At 67.3% G+C, this 19,151-nt stretch carries 21 protein-coding genes; 12 read left to right on the forward strand and 9 right to left on the reverse strand.

Going from position 1 to position 19,151, the window contains the following annotated elements; all coding sequences use genetic code 11:
• The first annotated feature begins 8 nt into the window (after positions 1–8).
• The 4 genes from ACXZ1E_RS14380 to ACXZ1E_RS14395 all read left to right on the forward strand — a co-directional run bounded on the left by ACXZ1E_RS14380 (position 9) and on the right by ACXZ1E_RS14395 (position 3,800).
• A complete protein-coding gene (locus ACXZ1E_RS14380; protein WP_458041137.1) occupies positions 9–347 on the forward strand; it encodes a thiamine-binding protein in 339 nt (112 codons plus the stop codon).
• Between the two features lie 78 nt (positions 348–425).
• Positions 426–1,712, forward strand: a complete 1,287-nt coding sequence (locus tag ACXZ1E_RS14385) for an MFS transporter (RefSeq protein WP_458351977.1) — start codon at positions 426–428, stop codon at positions 1,710–1,712.
• Positions 1,709–3,109, forward strand: coding sequence for a TrkH family potassium uptake protein (locus tag ACXZ1E_RS14390; protein WP_458041138.1), 1,401 nt, complete (start codon positions 1,709–1,711; stop codon positions 3,107–3,109). Before ACXZ1E_RS14385 ends, ACXZ1E_RS14390 begins: the two co-directional genes overlap by 4 nt.
• A complete protein-coding gene (locus ACXZ1E_RS14395) occupies positions 3,102–3,800 on the forward strand; it encodes a potassium channel family protein (RefSeq protein ID WP_458041139.1) in 699 nt (232 codons plus the stop codon). The genes ACXZ1E_RS14390 and ACXZ1E_RS14395 overlap by 8 nt, the downstream gene beginning before the upstream one ends.
• 20 nt (positions 3,801–3,820) lie before the next feature.
• Here ACXZ1E_RS14395 and metX read toward each other — a convergent pair whose 3' ends face one another.
• Positions 3,821–5,026 (reverse strand): homoserine O-acetyltransferase MetX, encoded by a 1,206-nt coding sequence (gene metX, locus ACXZ1E_RS14400; RefSeq protein ID WP_458041140.1) that lies wholly within the window; start codon positions 5,024–5,026, stop codon positions 3,821–3,823.
• Between the two features lie 226 nt (positions 5,027–5,252).
• On the opposite strand from metX, the gene ACXZ1E_RS14405 reads away from it, so the two are divergent.
• Together ACXZ1E_RS14405 and ACXZ1E_RS14410 are read left to right on the forward strand one after the other, a co-directional pair.
• Entirely contained in the window at positions 5,253–5,636 is a 384-nt protein-coding gene (locus tag ACXZ1E_RS14405; RefSeq protein WP_458041141.1) for a hypothetical protein, read from the forward strand.
• Complete coding sequence (locus ACXZ1E_RS14410) at positions 5,633–6,199, forward strand: TetR/AcrR family transcriptional regulator (RefSeq protein WP_458041142.1); 567 nt, start codon at positions 5,633–5,635, stop codon at positions 6,197–6,199. The genes ACXZ1E_RS14405 and ACXZ1E_RS14410 overlap by 4 nt, the downstream gene beginning before the upstream one ends.
• Positions 6,200–6,384: 185 nt before the next feature.
• Here the strand turns inward: ACXZ1E_RS14410 and ACXZ1E_RS14415 are convergent, their stop codons facing one another.
• Positions 6,385–7,707, reverse strand: coding sequence for a bifunctional o-acetylhomoserine/o-acetylserine sulfhydrylase (locus ACXZ1E_RS14415; protein WP_458041143.1), 1,323 nt, complete (start codon positions 7,705–7,707; stop codon positions 6,385–6,387).
• Positions 7,708–7,911: 204 nt separating this feature from the next.
• Between ACXZ1E_RS14415 and ACXZ1E_RS14420 the strand changes: the two genes are divergently transcribed.
• From ACXZ1E_RS14420 to ACXZ1E_RS14435, 4 genes are all read left to right on the forward strand, one after another.
• The gene (locus tag ACXZ1E_RS14420; RefSeq protein WP_458041144.1) at positions 7,912–8,697 is read left to right on the forward strand and encodes an SDR family oxidoreductase; all 786 of its coding nucleotides are present in this window, start codon (positions 7,912–7,914) and stop codon (positions 8,695–8,697) included.
• Positions 8,698–8,765: 68 nt separating this feature from the next.
• Positions 8,766–9,260 (forward strand): phosphoribosyltransferase, encoded by a 495-nt coding sequence (locus ACXZ1E_RS14425; RefSeq protein ID WP_458041145.1) that lies wholly within the window; start codon positions 8,766–8,768, stop codon positions 9,258–9,260.
• A 4-nt stretch (positions 9,261–9,264) separates the two neighbouring features.
• A complete protein-coding gene (locus ACXZ1E_RS14430) occupies positions 9,265–9,957 on the forward strand; it encodes a uracil-DNA glycosylase (RefSeq protein ID WP_458351978.1) in 693 nt (230 codons plus the stop codon).
• Between the two features lie 9 nt (positions 9,958–9,966).
• Positions 9,967–10,584: an N-acetyltransferase family protein gene (locus ACXZ1E_RS14435; protein WP_458041147.1), complete on the forward strand. Its 618-nt coding sequence runs from the start codon at positions 9,967–9,969 to the stop codon at positions 10,582–10,584.
• A 287-nt stretch (positions 10,585–10,871) separates the two neighbouring features.
• On the opposite strand, the gene ACXZ1E_RS14440 is transcribed toward ACXZ1E_RS14435, so the two are convergent.
• Positions 10,872–11,738, reverse strand: coding sequence for a potassium channel family protein (locus ACXZ1E_RS14440; RefSeq protein WP_458041148.1), 867 nt, complete (start codon positions 11,736–11,738; stop codon positions 10,872–10,874).
• Between the two features lie 25 nt (positions 11,739–11,763).
• Between ACXZ1E_RS14440 and ACXZ1E_RS14445 the strand changes: the two genes are divergently transcribed.
• Both ACXZ1E_RS14445 and ACXZ1E_RS14450 read left to right on the forward strand, forming a co-directional pair.
• The gene (locus tag ACXZ1E_RS14445; protein ID WP_458041149.1) at positions 11,764–11,970 is read left to right on the forward strand and encodes a response regulator transcription factor; all 207 of its coding nucleotides are present in this window, start codon (positions 11,764–11,766) and stop codon (positions 11,968–11,970) included.
• A 94-nt stretch (positions 11,971–12,064) separates the two neighbouring features.
• Positions 12,065–12,967: an IS982 family transposase gene (locus ACXZ1E_RS14450; RefSeq protein WP_458040813.1), complete on the forward strand. Its 903-nt coding sequence runs from the start codon at positions 12,065–12,067 to the stop codon at positions 12,965–12,967.
• A gap of 19 nt (positions 12,968–12,986) precedes the next feature.
• Here ACXZ1E_RS14450 and ACXZ1E_RS14455 read toward each other — a convergent pair whose 3' ends face one another.
• From ACXZ1E_RS14455 to ACXZ1E_RS14480, 6 genes are all read right to left on the reverse strand, one after another.
• Positions 12,987–13,781 (reverse strand): ABC transporter ATP-binding protein, encoded by a 795-nt coding sequence (locus ACXZ1E_RS14455; protein ID WP_458041150.1) that lies wholly within the window; start codon positions 13,779–13,781, stop codon positions 12,987–12,989.
• Entirely contained in the window at positions 13,778–14,599 is an 822-nt protein-coding gene (locus tag ACXZ1E_RS14460) for an ABC transporter ATP-binding protein (protein ID WP_458041151.1), read from the reverse strand. Before ACXZ1E_RS14460 ends, ACXZ1E_RS14455 begins: the two co-directional genes overlap by 4 nt.
• Entirely contained in the window at positions 14,596–15,492 is an 897-nt protein-coding gene (locus ACXZ1E_RS14465) for an ABC transporter permease (protein ID WP_458041152.1), read from the reverse strand. The genes ACXZ1E_RS14460 and ACXZ1E_RS14465 overlap by 4 nt, the downstream gene beginning before the upstream one ends.
• A complete protein-coding gene (locus tag ACXZ1E_RS14470) occupies positions 15,492–16,439 on the reverse strand; it encodes an ABC transporter permease (protein ID WP_458041153.1) in 948 nt (315 codons plus the stop codon). Before ACXZ1E_RS14470 ends, ACXZ1E_RS14465 begins: the two co-directional genes overlap by 1 nt.
• Positions 16,436–17,947, reverse strand: coding sequence for an ABC transporter substrate-binding protein (locus ACXZ1E_RS14475; protein WP_458041154.1), 1,512 nt, complete (start codon positions 17,945–17,947; stop codon positions 16,436–16,438). Before ACXZ1E_RS14475 ends, ACXZ1E_RS14470 begins: the two co-directional genes overlap by 4 nt.
• Before the next feature lie 219 nt (positions 17,948–18,166).
• Positions 18,167–19,105 (reverse strand): alpha/beta fold hydrolase, encoded by a 939-nt coding sequence (locus ACXZ1E_RS14480; protein WP_458041155.1) that lies wholly within the window; start codon positions 19,103–19,105, stop codon positions 18,167–18,169.
• Positions 19,106–19,151: the final 46 nt, after the last annotated feature.

The following is a 19,151-nucleotide window of genomic DNA, read 5'->3' on the forward strand; positions in this document are numbered from 1 at the left end:
GGAGAATCATGCTCATCGCCTTCTCGGTAGCCCCCAGCGGCGCCCCCAGTGGCCCGACGGACTCCGGCGCCGCCGCGGATGGTTCGGTCCACGACGCGGTCGCCGCGGCGGTGCGCGTGGTGCGCGAGTCCGGTCTGCGCCATCGCACGAGCTCGATGTTCACCGAGATCGAGGGGGAGTGGGATGAGGTCTTCGATGTGGTGCGTCGGGCGACCGAGGCTGTGATGCCGTTCGGCTCACGGGTGTCGCTGGTGCTCAAGGCCGACATCCGCCCGGGTTACTCCGGCGAGATCGACGGCAAGATCGAGCGGCTGGAGCGGGCGCTCGACGAATCGGCCGGCGCCTAGCCGAGGCATCCGTTTCGCGGGTTCTTTTGCGCAGGGGGCTCGTCCGAATCGTTTCGAATGGCGGGGTAGTATCGCTCGGTGACATCCGCAGCGCCTTCCGATATCGGTCGCTCACGCGTCCCGACCCGACGGGTTGCGACCTGGGCTCTCATCTCGCTCGCGGTCGGCAGCTTCGGCATCGGTATGACCGAGTTCGTCATCATGGGTCTGCTTCCCGAGATCGCACATGATCTGCTCCCGACGGTCTGGGCGAGTTCGCCCGACGACGCGATCGCCCAAGCCGGATGGCTGATCTCGCTCTATGCGCTGGGTGTTGTCGTCGGGGCACCCACGATCTCCGGAATTGTCGCCCGTTTTCCGCGCAACCGCGTGATCGTGGCTCTGGCCGCCGCCCTCACCCTGTTCACCGTCCTCACGGTCATCGCCCCGACCTTTGAGCTCGTCGCTCTGTCACGCTTCGGCGCGGGTCTGCCACACGGCGCGTTCTTCGGCATGGGTGCTCTCATCGCCGCCGACGTGCTGGGACCCGGCAAGCGTGCGAAGGGCGTCGCGATCGTCCTGATGGGCCTGACGGTCGCCAACGTCGTCGGGGTGCCGGTCGGCACGTTCCTCGGTCAGGCGAGCGGCTGGCGGCTGGCCTTCCTCGTCGTGGCTGCGATCTTCGCGGCAGCCACCGTCATGGTCTGGGTGTTCGTGCCCGCTCACGCGGGGGATGCGGGACGCACTTTCCGCGCCGAGCTGGGTGTGTTCCGAATCGGCCAGGTATGGGTGACGCTGGCGATCGGTGCCATCGGATTCGGCGGCTTCTTCGCGGTCTACAGCTACATCTCGCCCTTGGTCACCGAGATCTCGGGCAGTCCGCTCTGGGTGGTACCGATCGTGCTCGTCGTGATGGGGATCGGGATGACTGTCGGCAACCTCCTCGGCGGGGTGCTGGCCGACAAGAACCTCCGCGCAACCCTCATCGGGGGTCTTGCCGTGCTCGTGGTGGTTCAGGCGCTCCTGGCAGCGACCGCCGCGTACATCGTGCCGCTCATCGTCTTCATCTTCCTCATCGGGGTCGCATCCGCGGTCACCAGCCCGGCGATTCAAACGCGACTCATGGATGTCGCGGGCGACAACCAGGCGATCGCCGCTGCACTCAATCACTCGGCCCTCAACATCGGCAACAGCCTCGGCGCGGCGCTCGGTGGTGTTGTGATCGCGCTCGGGTGGGGCTTCGTCATGCCGTCATGGGTGGGTGCTGCACTCGCGGCACTCGGTGTCGGTATCGCCGTTGTCGCGTTCGCGCTCGAGTCCCGATCCGCTCCGAGCGCCCGCCGAACACTTCCGGAACCCGCAACGAGGAGTACAGTTCTGCGGTGAGGAAGAGGACGCCCGCCGCGGCGGCAGCGCGCGGTCGGACAGCGGGGCGGGACCGGCAAAAGGGAATATCACGCCATCACCTGCAACCCGCCCAGGCCGTCGTGCTCGGGTTCGCCGCGGCAATCGCCGCAGGCACAGCTCTGCTCATGCTCCCGATCGCCAAGGTCGGGCCGGGCGGGGCGAGCTTCGTCGAGGCGCTCTTCACCGCGACGAGCGCCGTGTGCGTCACCGGGCTGGTCGTCGTCGACACCCCGGTGTTCTGGACGGGCTTCGGGCAGGTCGTCATTCTGGCGCTGATCCAACTCGGCGGGCTGGGCATCATGATCTTCGCGGCCCTGATCGGCGTCGTACTGGCCCGCAAAATGTCGGTGCGGTCGCGGCTGAACACCGCAGCCGAGGCGAAATCCCTCGGTTTGGACGACGTCCGCGGGCTCGTTCGCCGCATCGTGCTGATCTCGGTGATCATCGAGGCCTGCGCGTTCGTCCTCCTGTTTCTGCGCTTTCTGCTCGGCTACGGCTATACCGTGGGCGAAGCCGCCTGGTTCGCCCTGTTCCACGCGATCTCGGCGTTCAACAATGCCGGGTTCGCGCTGTACAGCGACAGCCTCATGGGCTTCGTGAGCGATCCGTTCATCTGCCTGCCGATCGGTGCCGCGATCATCCTGGGTGGGCTCGGGTTCCCCGTGATCATGCAGCTCCGCCGCGAGTTCCGGCGCCCGCTGCACTGGTCGATGAACACCAACCTCGTACTGGCGGTGACTGCCGTCCTGCTCGTGGCGGGAACGGTATACATCACCGCGATCGAGTGGAGCAATCCGGCGACCCTCGGCCGGCTCGACCCGTGGTCGCGGGTTCTCGCCGGCTTCTTCCAGTCCGTGCAGACCAGGACCGCGGGCTTCAACTCGGTCGACGTGGGCGCCATGCGCGACGAGACCTGGCTGGGCATCGACGTCTTGATGTTCATCGGCGGCGGCCCCGCGGGAACCGCGGGCGGCATCAAGGTGACGACGTTCGCCGTGCTGTTCTTCATCCTCGTGACAGAGCTGCGTGGTGAGGGCGCGGTCAACATCTTCGGCAAGCGTCTGTCGCGCGCGGTCCACCGCCAGGCGATCACAGTCGTGCTCATGGCCGTCGGCGCCGTGATCGCGGGCACCGCGCTCATCATGTTCCTGAGCGGCGAGAATCTCGACAAGTCGCTCTTCGAGACGATCTCGGCCTTCGCGACCGTCGGGATGTCGACGGGCATCACCGCTGCGCTTCCCGAGAGCGCCCAGATAGTCCTGGTCATCCTGATGTTCCTCGGACGCATCGGCCCACTCACCCTCGGTTCGGCCCTCGCGCTCCGCGAGCGACGGATCCTGTACGAACTTCCGAAAGAAAGGCCGGCCATTGGCTAAGTTCCCGCAGTTCGGCGCCAGCGAACGATCGCGGCGCATCGCCGAGGCTGACTCGGTGGCCGTGATCGGGCTCGGCAGGTTCGGGCGATCGCTCGCGCTCGAGCTCATGGCATCCGGAACCGAGGTGCTCGGCATCGACCTCGACGAAGACATCGTCCAGTCCCTCAACGGCGAGCTCACGCAGGTCGTCCGCGCCGACTCGACCAAGCGTGAGGTGCTACATCAGCTCGCGATCGACGAGTTCGACCGCGTCGTCGTGTCGATCGGCGGCAACATTTCGGCATCCATCCTGACCTGTTCCGTGCTGCTCAACATGAACATCCCGGTGATCTGGGCCAAGGCCGTCAACGATGAGCACGGGCTGATCCTGGAGCAGCTCGGGGTGCACAAGGTGATCTATCCCGAGAAAGACATGGGGCGTCGCGTGGCGCACCTCGTCCGCGGAGCGGCGCTCGATTTCATCGAGATCGCGCCGGGCTACGCGATGGTCAAGGCTCCCGTGCCGGCCTCGATTCAGGATGTTCCGCTCGGCTCGACGGGCCTCCGCAAGTCGCACGGCGTGACAATTGCCGCCTACCAACACGACGATGTGTGGGACAACGCCGACAACCAGACGGTTCTGCGCGCGGGAGACACGATTCTCGTGGTGGGCAAGACGCGTTCCGCGGAAGGTTTCGCTCAGCTTCGGTAGGCGCGCCGCTGCCTGCGCCGCTAATCCTCGAGCAGGCGCCGGAGGTGCGTACCGACGACGTGGGTTTCGATGAGGAAGCCGTCGTGCCCGTAGTCGCTCGTGATGACGGTAGGGGAGTTGCCGTCGAGCGTGTTCGGGATGGCCCGGGCGATCCGCTCCTGTCCCTCGACGGGGAACAGCCGGTCGCTGTCGATACCCAGCACGAGCGTGCGCGCCGTGACCTGTGCCAACGCCTGTTCGACGCCACCGCGATCGCGACCCACGTCGTGGGAGTTCATCGCCTCGACGAGGCGGATGTAGCTGTTCGCGTCGAAGCGCCGCGTGAAACGGTTGCCGTGGAAGTCGAGGTAGGACTCCACGGCGAAGCGGCCGCCGTGACCGAGCGGGCTCACGCCCGACTGCCACGACCGCTGGAAGCGCTGGTTGAGCTCGGTGGGGCTGCGGTAGTTCAGCAGCGCCATGCGTCGAGCGAGGGCGAGTCCGCGGTGAGGACCGTCCCCGTCGCCCGCGTCGTAATATTCCCCGCGCTGGAATCGCGGGTCGATCGCGATCGCGTCGAGCTGTACCGAGTTGAGCGCGATCTGATCGGCCGTGGTGAGCGGGGGAGCCGCGATGATCGCCGCGCGCGCGACGCGATCCGGATGCCCCGCCGCCCATTCGAGCGCGTGCATCCCGCCCATCGAGCCTCCGACAACGCCGGCCCAGGCTTCGATGCCGAGCTCGTCGGCGAGCTGCGCCTGCGCGGCGACCTGGTCGCGGATCGTGACGTAGGGGAATCGCTCCGCCCACTCGTACCCGTCGGGTGCGATGCTCGCGGGTCCGGTCGAGCCCTGGCATCCGCCCAGCATGTTGGGTGCGACGACGAACCAGCGGTCGGTGTCGATCGCGGCACCGGGGCCGACGATGTCGGACCACCAGCCGTCGGTCGGATGGCCGGGCCCCGCGGGTCCTCGGACGTGGCTGTCGCCGGTCAGGGCGTGCAGGATCAGCACGGCATTGTCGCGCGCTGCGTTCAGCTCACCCCAACTCTCGAAGGCGAGGCGGAAGCTGGGCAGCTCTGCTCCGCCCTCGGTGCGGAAGGGCCCGAACGCGGCGAAACGACGGTCGCCGACGGGGTCGCCGTCGCGCCAAGCGCCGGTGGCGGGCGGTCGGCCTAGCAGCATCCGCGCGTCGGCCTCCGTCACCGGCATCGCCGGATAGGTGTCCTCAGAGCTCTGCCAGTCCATCAGGCCATTCTTGCGTGCCCGGCTATGGGTGGGCCGTCACGTTACGCCCGAAAGCCCCGTCCCGCCCACTCCCGCGGTCGACTTGGGGCGCCGGAAATCCGTTGGGGCGCGGGCACCCGCGCCCCAACGCGAACCCGACGCCCCAAGCCGTGGCGGATCGCGATGAAGGAGTAGGAGTTGAGCAAGCGCCCAAGGCGTTTGCTCAACATTTCATCAAGGAGCCCGGATGTCCGTCATCTTTACCGCCATCGCGTGTTTGCTCGTCGCGCTTGCCTTCACACTGACGCCGATGGCGCCAGGTGGGCAGGTCGACACCCGCGATTTCTCGGAACTGCCGCGCTGGCAATTCAACCTGTTCAACGTGTTCTTGATCAGCCTCGGGGTCGCGAGCCTCGCAACCGCAGGATTTGCGATCGCCGAGGTCGGCGGCAGCCTGGTCGTCGCACTCGTCATCGGCTTCCTGTACACCGCGGTTTTCGCGCTCGACCTCGGGCGCGTGTTTCCGGTCGTGAAGGATGCTCTGCCGTCGCAGCTGCTCGTGCTCGAGGTCGCAAGCCTCGCACTCGCGGGCGTCGTCATGACCCTCGCGATCAAGGGCCTCGTGTCGTGAGTCCGGATGCGCCGATGGTGCGCCTGCTGGATGCGACCGAAGCCGTCATCGCCGACGAGGGATGGTCGGCCGCGACGACACGCCGCGTCGCGGATCGTGCGGGTCTCGCGCAGGGACTGGTGCACTATCACGCGGGCAGCATAGATAACTTGCGACGCGAAGCGACCATACGGGCGATCCGGCGATTTTTCGATCAGCCGATGGCTGCGTTCGACCCGACGCCCGCCGGTGTGGTCGCGTGGGTGACAGAACTCGTCAGTCCCGGGCCGGGCGGAGCGTCCGCGAGCCGCGAGTTGCGCCTGCTGCACGAGTCGCTTCCGGCGGCTGGTCGGGACGAGGCGCTGCGCGTCGAGATCGCCACCTTGCTCGACGTATACCGTGGGCGAATCGCGTCGACGCTCGAGTCCGCGGGCGTCGCTCCGGCCGCAGCATCGGCGCTCGCCGCGACGATCACTGCCTCTGTGGACGGCGCGGTGCTGCAGCGATCGCTCGATCCCGGGTTCAACGTCACACCCATCGCCGAGGTTCTCGCCGCGGCTGTCCTGGCCGAGGGGCCCGCCTAGCCGCGGCCTCGCGCGTCATCGAACGGTCGCGACTCGCCGTGCAGGTGTGAGCGCGCACGGCGAGTCGCGACCGTTCGATGCATGGTCCGCCGCCGCCGCGAGAGAACGCGCCGCAGCGGAGAACACGGATGCCCCGCGCACATCTCCTCGAGGGGGATGAGCGCGGGGCATCCGGTGACGCGAAACTACGCGCGCGCGGCCTCCGAGACCTTGCGGGCGGCGGCGAGCGCCTGCTCGAGGTCGGCCTTGAGGTCCGCGATGTTCTCGATACCGACCGACAGGCGCACGAGGCCCGGCGTCACGCCGGACGTGAGCTGCTGCTCGGGCGTCAGTTGCGAGTGCGTCGTCGACGCCGGGTGGATGACGAGCGAGCGGACGTCGCCGATGTTGGCGAGGTGGCTGAACAGCTCGAGCGAGTTCACGAACTCGCGACCCGCTTCGACACCGCCCTTGAGCTCGAACGACAGCACCGCACCGACGCCCTTCGGGGCATACGTGTTCGCGGCGGCGTACCAGGGCGACGACGGCAGGCCCGAGTAGTTGACCGACGCGACATCTTCGTGGTCTTCCAACCACTCGGCGATCTCCTGCGCGTTCTGCACGTGACGCTCGATGCGCAGTGACAGGGTCTCGATGCCCTGGATGAGCAGCCAGGCGCTCTGCGGCGCGATCGAGGCACCGAGGTCACGCAGGAGCGTGACGCGGGCCTTGATGACATAGGCGAGCGCGTCGCCGACGGCCGTGGTGTAGCTGGCGCCGTGGTACGACGGGTCGGGCTCGGTGAGGCCGGGGAACTTCTCGACGTTCTGCGACCAGGCGAACTTGCCGCCGTCGACGATGACTCCACCGATGACCGTGCCGTGACCGCCGAGGAACTTCGTGGCCGAGTGCACGACGATGTCGGCGCCGTGCTCGAGCGGACGGATGAGGTACGGGGTCGCGATCGTGTTGTCGACGATCAGCGGAACACCGAGCTCGTGCGCGACGCCCGCAACCTTCGCGATGTCGAGGATGTTGATCTTCGGGTTGCCGATCGTCTCACCGAAGAACAGCTTCGTGTTCGGGCGGACAGCAGCGCGCCACTCGTCCGCATCGTCCTGGTTTTCAACGAACGTCGTCTCGATACCGAGCTTGGCGAGCGTGTACTTGAACAGGTTGTAGGTTCCGCCGTAAATCGATGACGACGAGACGATGTGGTCGCCGGCCTGCGCGATGTTGAGCACCGCGTACGTCTCGGCTGCCTGGCCGCTTGCGACGAGGAGGGCACCGGTGCCGCCCTCGAGCGCGGCGAGGCGCTGCTCGACGACATCCTGCGTCGGGTTCATGATGCGCGTGTAAATGTTGCCGAACTCGGCCAGCGAGAAGAGGTTCGCGGCGTGCTCGGTGTTGTCGAAGACGTACGACGTCGTCTGATAGATCGGCGTCGCGCGTGCCTTGGTGGTCGGGTCGGGCTGAGCGCCCGAGTGGACCTGCTTGGTTTCGAAGCGCCAGTTTTCCGGTGCGGACATGGTGGGTACTCCTGTGGTTTGTGGGCGCGGCGGCTGTCGCGTCTGTAGCGAGGCTACGGATCGACGGATGTCCCGACAATGGTCCGGAAATGTTACGTAACACTTGTCGTGGCTCCGTTGGTGTCTCCGTTGGTGTCTCCGTTCGCAGGCCCGGGCGGGGTCGCCGAGTTCGTTCACCCCGTCGGGGCGGACTAGCGTGGGTCCGTGGCAAATAGGCGTGCGGTTGTGACCGGTGCGAGTTCGGGAATCGGTTGGGCGACCGTGGTGGCCCTCCGCAAAGCAGGCTGGGATGTGGTCGGTGTGGCCCGCCGGGCCGAACGTCTCGCAGAGCTTGCACACGAGACCGGCGCCGAGGTGTTCGCCGCCGACCTGACCAACCAGGCAGACGTCGATGCCCTCGCCGACTGGCTCGAGAGCACGGGGCCCGTGAACGCGTTCGTGCAGATCGCGGGCGGCGCTCGCGGTACGCAGCGCGTCGAGGACGGCGACCCGTCCGACTGGACGTGGATGTACGAGGTCAATGTGCTCTCCACGCAGCGTCTCGTCGTCGCTTTGCTGCCCCTCATGCGCGCGGCGGCGGCAGATGGCGGCCATGCCGATGCTGTTTTCGTGACGTCGACGGCCGCGCAGGTCGCCTACCCCGGCGGCGCCGGCTACAACGCGGCCAAGGCGGCTGAGGCGATGCTCGTGCACGCCCTGCGCCTCGAGCTCAATGGCGAACCGATCCGCGTGGTCGAGGTCGCGCCGGGCATGGTCTATACGCCCGAGTTCACCCTCAACCGGCTGGGTGGAGATACGGCGGCGGCGGATCGCGTGTATGACGGTGTCGAAGCACCCCTCGTCGCGTCGGATGTCGCGGACGTCATCGTCTACGCGATGAACGCTCCGGCTCACGTCAACCTGGATCTCGTGACGATGCGCCCCGTGGCGCAGTCCGCGCAACACCTCCTGGCTCGTGGACCGCTGCGAGTTCGCCCGGAGCACGAGTGATTCTGCGGCAGCGCAGGGCTCAACTGAGATGCACGACGACGGCGTGAGCCGGGAAGGAGTCGCCCCGCATGGGTGAATACACGGGGGAGCGCGAGCACCTGACCTGGGACGGTTTCGGGGAGGCATGTCGCGATCTTGCCCGGACGATCGTCGCCGACGGTTTCGTTCCCGAGGTCGTCGTTGCGATCGCGCGCGGGGGTCTGTTGCCCGGCGGCGCGATGGCTTACGCCCTCGGCGCGAAGAACTGCGGTGCCCTGAACGTGGAGTTCTACACCGGCATCGGCACGGTCCTGGATGCTCCCGAACTCCTCCGCCCCGAACTCGACATGGAGTACCTCGACGGGCGTCGCGTGTTGCTCGTGGATGACGTGGCCGACAGCGGTCGGACTCTCGCGCTCGCCGTGCGCCTGCTGAGCGAACGCGGCGCGGACGTCCGCTCGGCCACGATCTACACCAAGCCCGGTTCGATCGCGATGCCGGACTACTCCTGGCGCGAGACGGCATTGTGGATCGACTTCCCCTGGTCGTGGAAGGGTTCGGTCATCGAAGAGGATGCCTCCTGATCCCGTGGCTCGCTCGCTCGCGCAACTCGCCGACGACGGCCTGATCGATGCGGGCTGGGCCCGCGCTCTCGAGCCCGTCGCTCCCGACATCGCTGCGCTCGGCGAGCGCCTGCGTGCGGAGGCCGCGGCAGGGCGGGGCTATTTGCCCGCGGGTGATCGCGTGTTGCGCGCATTCCAGCGTCCCCTCGACGAGGTCAAGGTGTTGATCGTCGGGCAGGACCCGTACCCGACGCCGGGACATCCGATCGGGCTCTCCTTCGCCGTGGAGCGGGATGTCCGCCCCCTTCCGCGGAGCCTCGCGAACATCTACAAAGAGCTGGGCAGCGATCTCGGCATCGCGCCGGCACCACACGGTGATCTGTCCGCGTGGGCCGACCAGGGCATCATGCTGCTGAACCGTGTGCTGACAGTCACGCCCGGCGTATCCGGGTCACATCGCGGCTGGGGATGGGAGAAGGTCACGGAACTCGCGATCCGCACGCTCGCCGCGCGTGATCGTCCGCTCGTCGCGATCCTGTGGGGGAGGGATGCCGCGAACCTGCGACCGCTGCTCGGCGCAACGCCGATCATCGAATCCGCGCATCCGTCACCCTTGTCCGCTTCGCGTGGATTCTTCGGATCGAAGCCGTTCTCACGGGCCAACGAGATGCTCGAAAAGGCCGGATCGACCGCCGTCGACTGGGGTCTGCCCGCGTAGGCTGGACTGATGCTGGAGGAGGAATACGACAAGCAGAAGCGGCGCCCTCCTCGTCACCTGCGCAAGTTGCCCGAGCCCGAGCGGCCGTTTTCGTACGAGATCCGCCCGGCCACTCCGGCGGACATCCCGGACATCCGTGAGATCTACAACTACTACGTCACCAACTCCGTTGTGACATTCGATGAGAAGCGCTGGACGCTCCGACAGTGGCGTGAGAAGTTCGAGCATCTCGCCAAGCTGGAGCTTCCGTTCCTCGTCGCGGAATCTCCGAGTGGCCAGATCCTCGGCTACGCGCTCGTGCAGCCCTGGGCGGGCAAGTCCGCCTTCCGCTACACGGTCGAGAACTCGATCTATCTCGGTCACGCGGCTGCGGGCAAGGGCCTCGGTCGGGCCCTCCTCGAGGCGCTGATCGAGGCCTGCGAAGAGAAGGGCATCCGCGAGATCGTCGCCGTGATCAGCGACAAGGGAGCGGATGCCTCGATCGCCCTGCACGAGAAGCTCGGTTTCGCCGAGGTCGGGCGGATGGGGCGCGTGGGCTTCAAATTCGGCCGCTGGCTCGGCACGGTCTACCTGCAGAAATCGCTGTCGCCGAAGAAAAAGAAGAAGCGCGGTCTGTTCAGCCGCTGACTCCTCGACCCGCTCGTTAAGCGAGGGGCGTTTCGTCTCGCTGCGCTCGCTCAACGACCGGTGGGCCTTGCTCGCTCGGCATGCGCGTTTCGACTCGCTTTGCTTGCTCAAACCGGTGGCCCGGGTGCGTTCGTTGAGCGAGGAGCGTAGCGACGAGTCGAAACGCTGGTGCGTGATCACACGAGGGCTACAGCATTCGTCATCCGCGCCATCGATCGACGTAGCGAATGTCGCGAACTGTAGCCGTCGTGCGCTGTGCCGGGTGCGTCGACGGTGGCCCGCCCGACTCACGCGTGGTCACGCGCGAAGGAGTCGATGAAGTCCGCGCGGGACTCCCCGCGAGCGCCGAAGTTGTCGCGCAGGCACGCGCCGAGGTCTTCGAGCGCGTCCTCGAGCACCGTGCCTGCCATGGAGAGGTCCGTATTCGGTGAGGTGCGTGCCGCGGCGGCAAGTGCGACGGCGACGGGGAGCGCGCGGCCCAGGGAGGTCGGGGCTTGGCCTTCGCGAAAGTAGTACGACTCCGGGCTCTGGCTGAGGTCGACGCGGACCGCGGCGATCTGTTGCGCGACACCGCGCACGACCGTCGCGGCGGACGCTGCATCCATCTCGTGCAGTCGGTCCGCGTATCCCGCTCTGCCGAGCATCGTCAGCGACAGTGCGGTCGACCGACGGCGCCCGAGCGTGGGGAAGAGCTGCAGCAGCCAGGTCGCCGATGCGGTCAGGAGCGCGAATCCGATCACTGCCTGGACAGGGGCGAGGATTCGGATGATCGGTTCGATCGGCACGACCTCGCCGAACCCGACGGTCGACAGCGACACCAGCGAGACGTACAGGGCTTCGAAGAAGTCGACGTAGCGATCGGGGTCTATACCCTCGTTGTACAGGAAGCCCTCCGGCACATGGGGCAGATAGACGAGTGCCCATCCGACCGCTTGGGCGGTCGCCCACGCGAGCACGACGGCGAGTGTTGCGATCGGTCCGGATGCCGCCCGTGCCCGTGGGCCGAGCCCCGAAGTCAGATGCCAGACCCCGGAGACGATGCCGCGGGTCATCCGTCCGCGCGCGTGCGGGTGCAACAAGGTGAGGAAGATGTCGGTCAGCCCGTACGCGATGATGGCCGCACCCAGCACGGTACTGCCGACGCTCCAGATCACGTGCCCACGCTACCCCGAGCGTGCCGTGGGAGAACTCACCCCTCGGCAGCGCGAGGTGCTCGCACTTGTGGCCGAGGGGCGCAGCAATGCCAACTTCGCGGCGACGCTCTTTCTCACGGAGAAGGCCGTCGTGCAGCACGTCTCGCATATCTACGTCGCGCTCGGGCTGCCCTCGGCGAGCGACAGCCATCGGCGCGTTCAGGCGGTCATCCGCTATCTGAACGCGTCGTGAGGCCTGGCCAAACGGAGCGCTAGATGAGTGAGTCCGTTTGGCTGGGTCGGCGTGGATGCTGTTAATCGCAGGCGGAGGGTGTTAACCCCGGTGTGTGAAAACTGAACTCAACACCCTCCTGATCACACTCTACGTCCACCTCGATGACCGGATCCTGCCCGCGATCGGCTTCACCCGCGATCACCACCCGGGCCGCAAACCCGCCCTCAACGACGCGGAATTGCTCTGCCTGCTGGTCGCGCAACACCTGCTCGGGATCGCGTCGGATCGGAAATGGATCCGATACGCGCACGCTCACCTGAAGGGCATGTTCCCGAACCTGCCCGGCCAGTCCGGGTGGGGCAAACGCGTCCGCCAATCCACCGGGCTTCTCTCTGCGGTGATCACCGAGCTGGCCCGTGACACCCCGTCCTGGGGTGAGATCACCCGGCTGGTGGACTCGACCCCGTTACCGTGCGGGAAATCGCGGGAGACCGTGAAACGCTCAGACCTTGCCGGGCACGCCGACTACGGATACTGCGCATCCCACTCCCGATACTTCTGGGGCTTCCGGCTCTATCTGATCTGCACTCCCGACGGAATGCCCGTGATCTGGGGACTCGCGAGCCCGAAGATCGGTGAACGCGAAGCCACCCAAGCGATGCTCGACCACGACAGACACCTCATCCAGCCTGGACAGGTCATCGTTGGCGACAAAGGCTTCGCTGGGAAGCAGTTCGAGGACTTCGTCACCAACGAACTCGGCGCGCACCTGATCCGCCCCGACCGCAAAGACGAGACCCCCAGGTTCGGGAAACTCGGCAGCATCCGACAATGGGTCGAGTCCGTGTTCGACACCCTCAAAGGCCAACTCACCCTCGAAGACCACGGCGGCAGAACCCCCGCAGGCGTCTACTCCCGCGTCGCCGCAAGACTCCTCGCCCTCGCCGCCGGCATCTGGCACAACTGGCTCACCAACGCCCCCGCCAAACGCTCCCTCATCGCCTACGACCACTGAACCAAACGGACTCACTCATCTAGGGGGTGATGGTCGGGATGGAGTCGAGCAGGCGCCGGGTGTAGGCGACCTGCGGCTCGAGCAGAACCCGTTCGGTCGGGCCCTCTTCCACGATGCGGCCATCCTTCATGACGATGACCGTGTCGCACACGTTCTGGACGACCCCGATGTCGTGCGAGACCAACAGGAGCGCCATACCCTGCTCGACGCGGAGCTTCTTCAGCAGAGCAAGGATCTGCGCGCGCACCGTGACGTCGAGGGCCGAGAGCGGTTCGTCGCCGACGAGCAGGCGCGGTCGGTGCGCGATGGCGCGGGCGAGCGCGATGCGCTGCCGCTGGCCACCCGAGAACTCGTGCGGGAAGCGCTCGGCCATCGCGGGATCGAGTCCGACGAGATCGAGCACCTCGCGAACTCGCGCGCGACGGTCGCCCTCGATACCGAGCGCCCAGAGCGGCTCGCCGACGATCCGGCCGACGCTCATCCGCGGGTCGAGCGAAGAGTACGGATCCTGGAACACGATGCCGGTGCCCCGCCGCAGCCAGTGCAGGTCGCGGGCGGAGGCCGAGGCATCCACGTCCCTGTCCTCGAACGACACGGTTCCGGATGTCGGGGCATCGAGCGCGAGCAGCAGCCGCACGAGGGTCGACTTGCCCGATCCGGACTCGCCGATGATCCCGACGGACTCGCCCGCGCGCACGTCGATGTCGGCGTCTTCGAGCGCTGTCGTGACGCGGCGCGGCTCGAAGAGGGTCCGCCGCGGCAGGGTGTGGCGTCGGTTCAGGCCGCGTCCGGTGAGCAGCATGTCGCGGTTCATGATGCATCCTCCGCGCCGCGGGCTTCCGCCTCGAGTTGGTCGGCCGAGCGCCAGAGCGTCGCGGTGGCATCGCGCAGCAGGCCCTGCGTAACGGGGGAGCGCGGTGCGGTGAGGAGCTCGCGGACGGGCGCGGACTCGACGACCCGGCCGTGCTCGAGCACGATGCCGTGCGTGGCGATCTGTGACAGCACGGCGAGGTCGTGCGTGATGAAGACGAGCGACATCCCGTCCTCGTCGACGAGCGTATGCAGGAGCCGCAGGATCTCGGCCTGGATCGTGACGTCGAGCGCGGTCGTCGGCTCGTCGGCGATCAGCAGTCGCGGCCGGCACGCGAGCGCCATCGCGATCGCGACGCGCTGCAACTGACCGCCCGAGAGCTGGTGGGGGTAGCGCGTCAGGAGCTGCGGGGGATCGGGCAACCGTACGCGTTCGGCCTCACCCAGCGCCCGCTGCCACGCGTCGCGCTTCGACGCGCGCTCGTGGATGCGGATCGATTCCGCGATCTGGCGCCCGACGGTGCGGATGGGGTTCAGCGCCGCCCGGGGTTCTTGGAAGACGATGCCGATGTCATCGCCGCGCAGAGCGGCGAGTTCGCGATCCGACATCCCCATCAGCTCCCGGCCGTCCCAGACGATACTGCCGGATGCCTCGGCCCCCTCGGGAAGCAGCCCCAGGATCGCGAGCGCGGTCAGCGACTTACCCGAACCGGATTCGCCGATGAGCCCGAGGCGTGTGCCATCCGGAACATCGAACGACACACCATCGACGACACGGTTACCGTCGATCTCGATCACGAGGTCGCGCACGACGAGGCTCACGAGACGACCTCCGGTACATGGGTACGAGCGGCACGTGCCGAGCCGCCGGACTGGCGGAGCGTCGGATCAGTCGCCTCTCGAATCGCATCGCCGAGCAGGTTGAGCGCGAGAACTGTGAAGGTGATGACGAGTCCCGGCCACAGCACCGACAACGGGTAGACGGTCAGATACCCCTGAAGGTCGGCGAGAAGACGACCCCACGACGGCTCGGTGACCGATGCCCCGAAGCCGAGGTACGAGAGACCCGCCTCGGCCAGAACCGCGACCGCCATCGACCACGACAACTGCACGATGAAAACCGGCGCGACGTTCGGTAGCAGGTGACGTGCAAGGTTTTGTACGGGGGTGAGACCTGCTGCTTTCCCGGCCATCACGAAGTCGCTGTGCAGCACCCGCCGCAGCTCGGGCCTCATCACACGGGCGATGTTGACGCCGAATCCGATGCCGACCGACCACACCACGACCCAGAGCGATCCCCCCCAGACGGCCGAGATCATCATCGCGATCAGCAAGACGGGGAAGGCGATCAGGATGTCGACCAGCACCGCGATCGACTCACGCAGCCAGCGGGCCGTGAGCGCTCCGAGCGCCGCGAGCAAGACGCCGAAGACGGTCGCGACGATGCCCGCGCCGTCGGCGACGAACACCGTCGTGCGGGCACCCGCCATGAGGATGCTGAGGATGTCGCGGCCGGTGTTGTCGGTGCCGAGCAGGTGAGGCCATCCGGGCGGTGCCCACCGATCGGCGATGTCGATGCTCTGCGGGTTGAAAGGGGTCCACACGAGTGACACCGCGGCGGCGAGAACGACCAGGCCGACGATGATCAGCCCGAACCTGCCGGTCCACTGGCGCCAGACCCGGCCGAGGGTGCTCCCGCGACGACGCGTACTCACTACGCCTCCCGCTGTCGGGGGTCAAGAGCGCGGTGGACGAGGTCGACCACGAAGCCGAGAACCAGCACGAAACCGGTCAGCACGAGCAGCTCGCCCTGCACCTTCGGAAGATCGCGATTTTGGACATCCTCCACCAGCATGCGCCCGATTCCGGGCAGGCCAAAGAGTTGCTCGATGATGACCGAGCCGACGATGATGCCGGCGACCTGCAGCGCCAGCACCGTGATGACCGAGAGGCCGACGCTCGGCAGGCCGTGGCGCAGCAGTGCCTGCGTGCGGGTGAGCCCCTTCGCTGCGGCGGTGCGCACGAAGTCCTGTCCGGCCGCCTGCAGTGTCGCGCTCCGAACGAACCGCAAAAGTAGTGCCCCCTCGACGATGCCGATCGTCAGTGCGGGCAGCAGCAGCGATCTGAGGGCGGCCGCGGGATCGCTCCATCCCGCGCGCGGGAATCCCTGGGCGGGGAGCCATCCGAGCCATACCGAGAACACGACGACCAGCATCATGCCCGCCCAGACGACCGGCACGGCGGCGAGGGCCTGTGAGCCGACGTTGATGGCTGTGCCGCCCGCCCTCCCGCGCCGCACGGCCGAGAGCACCCCGAGCGGCAGGCTGAACAGCAGAGCGATGAGCAGCGACATGAGCCCGAGCGGGACGGTGACCTCGGCCTTCTGCACGAGCTCTGAGACGACCGTCGATCCGTTGATCAGCGAGGTGCCGAGGTCACCCCGCAGCAGCCCGCCGACCCACTCGACGTACTGCGCCACAACGGACTGATCGAGATCGAGCCGCTCGCGAATTGCCGCGACCTGCTCGGGCCTCCCCTGTGCGCCCGCGATCAGCTGCGCCACGTCGCCGGGCAGTACCCGGAGCGTGGCGAAGATGAGCACGCTGGCAACCAGCAGTCCCGCGAGCAGCAGGAGCAGCCGTGTCAGCGCGTATCGGATCAATCGGCGCTCTTACCCAGCTCCGCGACGTTGAGGCGCTCGTTGACGTTGGTCGACGGCATCCCCGACACGTTCGTGCCGACCGCAAGAACGGACTCGCCGTTGTACAGCCAGTCGGCCGCCATGTCTTCCGAGACCAAGCGCGCGGCCTGGCGCAGCAGGTCGGCCGCGGTCTCTTCGTCCAGCGAGGCGACGGATGCCGCGTACAGGCGCTGCACCTCGGGGTTGTCGTAGGTGAAGTAGTAGTCCGGGTTGGCCCAGTTCTCGAAGTCGCGCGCCTCGGTGTGGAGCACGAAGCTCAGGTCGTAGTCCTGGTTGACGTAGACGTCCTGTAGCCAGGTTGCGAAATCGACCGAGTTGACCGTGAGCGTGATGCCGACATCCGCGAGCTGCGAGACGAGAACCTGCGCGATCGTGGTCGGGTAGAAGGAGGGGATCGTGAGCGTAAGGTCGAGGTCTTCCTCGCCGGCTTCGGCCAGCAGTTCGCGCGCGGCTTCCGGGTCGAACGGGGCGACGTCCGACAGGTCTTCGTAGCCCGGGTCGAGCTCGGGGATCGGACCGTACAGGGTCTGCCCGGCACCGAGTGCCTCGATGATCGCGTCGTGATCGATCGCGCGGCGGATGGCCTCGCGCACCCGAATGTCGTCGAGCGGCTCGGCGCGCGAGTTGAACGCGAGGGTGCCCTTGTCGGTCGAAGGACCCGTGACCAGGGCAAAGTCACCGTTCGCCTCGATCTGATCCTCGAAGTTGGCGTCGAAGCCGGTCAGCACATCGACCTCGCCCGAAAGCGCGGCGTTCAGGGCGGCCGTGTTGTCGGGGATGTAGTCGAAGACGACCTCGGCGGCCGCGGCGGGCTCCCCCCAGTAGCCGTCGTAGCGCGCGAGTGTGATGCTGTCGCCCTGGCGCCAGTTGGCGAGAGTGAACGGACCCGTGCCGTTCTCGGCGGTGTTGAGGACGGTGGTGTCGCCCTCCTTGAACACCAGTCCGGCGCGACCGGTGAGTGTCCAGAGCAGCGTCGAGTCGGGTGTGGCGAGGGTGAGGACGACGTTCTGGCCCTCGGCGGTGATCGAGGTGATGCCGGCCAGGCGTCCCGAGTCCACAAACGCGGGGTTGTCACGTGCCGTGGTCAGCGAGCTGACGACATCCTGCGGTGTGAGGGGCTCGCCGTTGTGGAAGGTAACGCCCTCCCGCACCGTGAACGTATAGGTGAGGCCATCGTCCGACACGTCGTACTCCGTTGCGAGAGTCGGCACGATGTCCTGCTCGGGTGTGCGCGAGATCAGGCCCTGATAGACATTGTCGACGAGTACCTGGTCGAGGGCGGCGCCGGACGTCTCCCGGATGTTGAGGTTGCTCGGCTCGAGCACCAAGCGCACCGTGACGGTGGCGCTGGGGTCGACTTCCGCAGAGGGCGTCGAGGGGTCGGGCTCGGTGCTGCCCGAGCAGGCGGAGAGGACGAGAGCTGCGGCCGCGAGCGTTGCGGCGGCGAGCAGTGCGGGACGGCGGAACATGTGGGAGGTCCTTTCGCAGGTACCGCGGCGTCGGATTGCTGTGCGATCGCCGCGGCTGGAAAATTCTCGGGGTGCGTCATTGCTGCGATCACCCAGCCTAGAGCGCTGAGCCGGGTGTATCGGACCTGACGGTGTTGTATAACGACACAAGGTTGTATAACGACACAAGGTTGTATAACGACACAAGCGCGCCATACGTTCCCCGCATGCCGAATCGGCTCAGTCGGCGATCCGCTCGCGCACGAGGTTTGCCAGCTCCACGGGGATGTTTTCCTGGACGTTGTGGCTCGCTTCCACCTCGACCACGGATGCGTCGGGCAGGCGCCGTTCGAACTCCTCGAGGTTCGCCGGGGTTACGTAACCCTGCGTCCCGCGGATGAGCATCAGCGGTGCGCGCACGGCTGCGAGGTCGTCCCAGCCGTGCGCGCCGAGAACCGGCTCCCGCGGGGGCTCGCCGGAGCCGGGCGCGGAAGCTTCGGGTAACGCGGGCGCGAGCGCCGTCGCGACCAGGCGCGCCATGTGGTGCTTCCACTCGACGCGGCCGTCCGGGCGCACGCGGGTGTTCAGGTAGACGCCGCGCTCGGTGGCGCGACGATCGCCGCCGAGGCCGAAGGCCATGGCCCGGTCGACGAGCTCATCACGCGTGGCATAGTCGGTCGGCCCGGAGAAGAACTCACGAAGTACCTCGGGACCCTCGCCGGGGTCGATCCCGGGGGTGACGTCGACGATGATGAGCGACTGGACGAACTCCGGATGCGCCGCAGCCACGGCCGCCGAGACGATACCGCCGAGGGACTGGCCGACGAGCACTTGAGGGGCATCCGTCCAGGCTTTCAGAGCGGCAGCGATGTCCGGCGCGATCGTCCGTGGGTGATAGTCGGCGTCGTCGCGCCAGGATGAGTCGCCGTGCCCGGGTAGGTCGATCGCGAGCGCCGGGATGCCGAGGGCGAGGATGGTGGTGTCCCAGGTGTGTGCGTTGAGCCCGGCGCCGTGCAGGAACGTCACCCGCGGGCGCTCGGCCCCCCAGCGCAGGGCGCTCAGGCTCCGTCCGTCCTCGAGCGGGATCGTGAGGCGCTCGTGTGCCGTCTCCGGTGTTGCGATTCCCGCGGCCTCGGCCTGCTCGGCGACGAAAGAGAACTCGTCGAAAGTGTCACTCATCAGGGAGGGTCCTCTACGGCTCAGAAGCGCGGTCGTGCCCATTCTG

The organism is Pacificispira sp. HM-600, assembly GCF_977993705.1.

What these genes read in the sequence shown, in the direction of transcription:
- ACXZ1E_RS14380 (WP_458041137.1), top strand. Translation starts at nt 9, where the DNA reads ATGCTCATCGCCTTCTCGGTAGCCCCCAGCGGCGCCCCCAGTGGCCCG.
- metX (WP_458041140.1), bottom strand. Translation starts at nt 5,026, where the DNA reads ATGGACTGGCAGAGCTCTGAGGACACCTATCCGGCGATGCCGGTGACG.
- ACXZ1E_RS14405 (WP_458041141.1), top strand. Translation starts at nt 5,253, where the DNA reads ATGTCCGTCATCTTTACCGCCATCGCGTGTTTGCTCGTCGCGCTTGCC.
- ACXZ1E_RS14415 (WP_458041143.1), bottom strand. Translation starts at nt 7,707, where the DNA reads ATGTCCGCACCGGAAAACTGGCGCTTCGAAACCAAGCAGGTCCACTCG.
- ACXZ1E_RS14425 (WP_458041145.1), top strand. Translation starts at nt 8,766, where the DNA reads ATGGGTGAATACACGGGGGAGCGCGAGCACCTGACCTGGGACGGTTTC.
- ACXZ1E_RS14435 (WP_458041147.1), top strand. Translation starts at nt 9,967, where the DNA reads ATGCTGGAGGAGGAATACGACAAGCAGAAGCGGCGCCCTCCTCGTCAC.
- ACXZ1E_RS14455 (WP_458041150.1), bottom strand. Translation starts at nt 13,781, where the DNA reads ATGAACCGCGACATGCTGCTCACCGGACGCGGCCTGAACCGACGCCAC.
- ACXZ1E_RS14475 (WP_458041154.1), bottom strand. Translation starts at nt 17,947, where the DNA reads ATGTTCCGCCGTCCCGCACTGCTCGCCGCCGCAACGCTCGCGGCCGCA.
- ACXZ1E_RS14480 (WP_458041155.1), bottom strand. Translation starts at nt 19,105, where the DNA reads ATGAGTGACACTTTCGACGAGTTCTCTTTCGTCGCCGAGCAGGCCGAG.